Origin of the sequence: Nocardiopsis synnemataformans (assembly GCF_965343085.1) — a bacterium.
Taxonomy (GTDB): Bacteria; Actinomycetota; Actinomycetes; order Streptosporangiales; family Streptosporangiaceae; genus Nocardiopsis; species Nocardiopsis alborubida.
On record NZ_CBDRFA010000167.1, the window covers coordinates 1 to 1624 of the forward strand.

General features: G+C 68.5%; 1 pseudogene. It reads right to left on the reverse strand.

Annotated elements, in window-relative coordinates:
- Positions 1-1624, reverse strand: a pseudogene (locus ACSIH6_RS39270) (hypothetical protein); the annotation flags it as partial.

Sequence of the window (1624 nt, forward strand, 5' to 3'; positions counted from 1 at the left end):
TCTGTGTTGTTGGTTTCGGTTTGGGTTTGGGGTGGTGGGGCTGTGGTGTCGGGTGTGTTCTTGTCGCTGAACAGGTCGATGCCGTTGAGGATGCCGTCGGTGGCGCCCTGTTGGATGCCCGCTTGGGAGGCGCCTGAGGTGGCGGACCAGACGGAGGCTTCCCAGCCGCGTCCGTCGGCCATGCTGCCCAGGCCCTCGCCGAGGTAGCCCTCCAGCGCTCCGGAGCCGATGCTGGCACCGGTTTGTTGGGCGTAGGCGCCGGTGGTGGAGAAGTAGTCGTTGAGGGGTTTTTGCAGGTTGACGGGGACGTCGGCGAGGTGGTCGCGCATGTGTGGGGGCAGGCGGTCGCCGATGGTGTCGCGTAGGTGTTGTCCCAGGGCGGGGTTGTTCCAGTTGGTGGCGAGGGTGTCGGCGTAGTCGCGTCCCAAATCGCGTGCGGCGGTCTCGCCGAGGTGGTCGCCGAAGTTGCGGGCGAAGAGGTCGGCGAAGTCGTTGCGTGCGGCGGCGGCTTTGGCGGCGTTGTCGAAGGCGCCCGCGCCGATGGGGCTGGCGGGGTTGTAGGGGGCCAGGAACTCGTCGTTGTGGCGGCTGAAGACCTCGGCCAGGTCCTTGTTCAGCGAGGGCGGGGGCAGTGGCCCGTCCTGGGGGGTGGGTGTGGTCTCGGGGGTGGTTTTGGGTGCGGGGGAGTCCGGGCCCCGGTCGGGGTTGGTGGCGGGTGGGTCGTCCTTGACCGGTCCGGCGGGCGGCCCGTCGGGTCCGCCTGCGGGGGGTGGGGGAGTGTCGGTGTCGCGGTTGGGGTTGCCCGGGGGTGGGGTGTCGTTGACGCGTCCGGGTGGTCCGTCGGGTCCGCCTGCGGGGGGTGGTCCGGGTGGGGGGCCGTCGGGGGTGTCGCGGATGGGGGGCCCGGGTGGGCCGCTGCCGGGTCCGTCGCCTCCGGTGCGGATGAGGGGTGGTGGGTCGGGCAGGAGGTTGAGGTTGTCGAGGCCGTCTTTGAACAGGTTGGTGAGTTGTTTGCTGAAGAGGCCGTCGATGCCTGCGGAGAAGACGGCGGACAGGGCGCCTTCGATGGTGGCGCCGATGTGGGCGCTGCGGGTGAGGTTGGGGTCTTTGTGGTGGCGGGTGCCGCGTCCGATCTGGATGCGTTGGATGATGCTGTCCATGCTGGCGAAGATCTGGCTGATGATCTGGTGGCCGGGCACGGTGATCAACAGCCAGGTCAGGATGCGGCGCATGGCCAGGCTGCGGATGGCCTTGAAGATGGGGATCCATTTCAAGGAGGCGCCGAAGGTGAACTTGGCGGTGGCGATGGCCCAGGCGATCTCGGCGAGTAGTTGGATGAACTGGCCGATGACCATCATGTGCATGTACTCGACGTTGGCGCGGGCCTTGAAGAGTTCGGTGGACATGGTGGTGGAGTTGGCGCGGGCGGAGCCGACGTAGTCGTTGTCGCCGGTGGTGAACTGGTCCAGGGAGCGTTCGTAGTGGTCGGCGGTGCGGCCGTCGAAGCTGCGTCGGGCGTGGACGCGGCTGAGGTCGAAGAGGTCGTCCAGGACGCCCAGGCGTTGGTCCAGGGCGGCGTAGACCTCGGAGGCGCGGCCCAGGGCGGCGATGCTGGCTTTGGGGA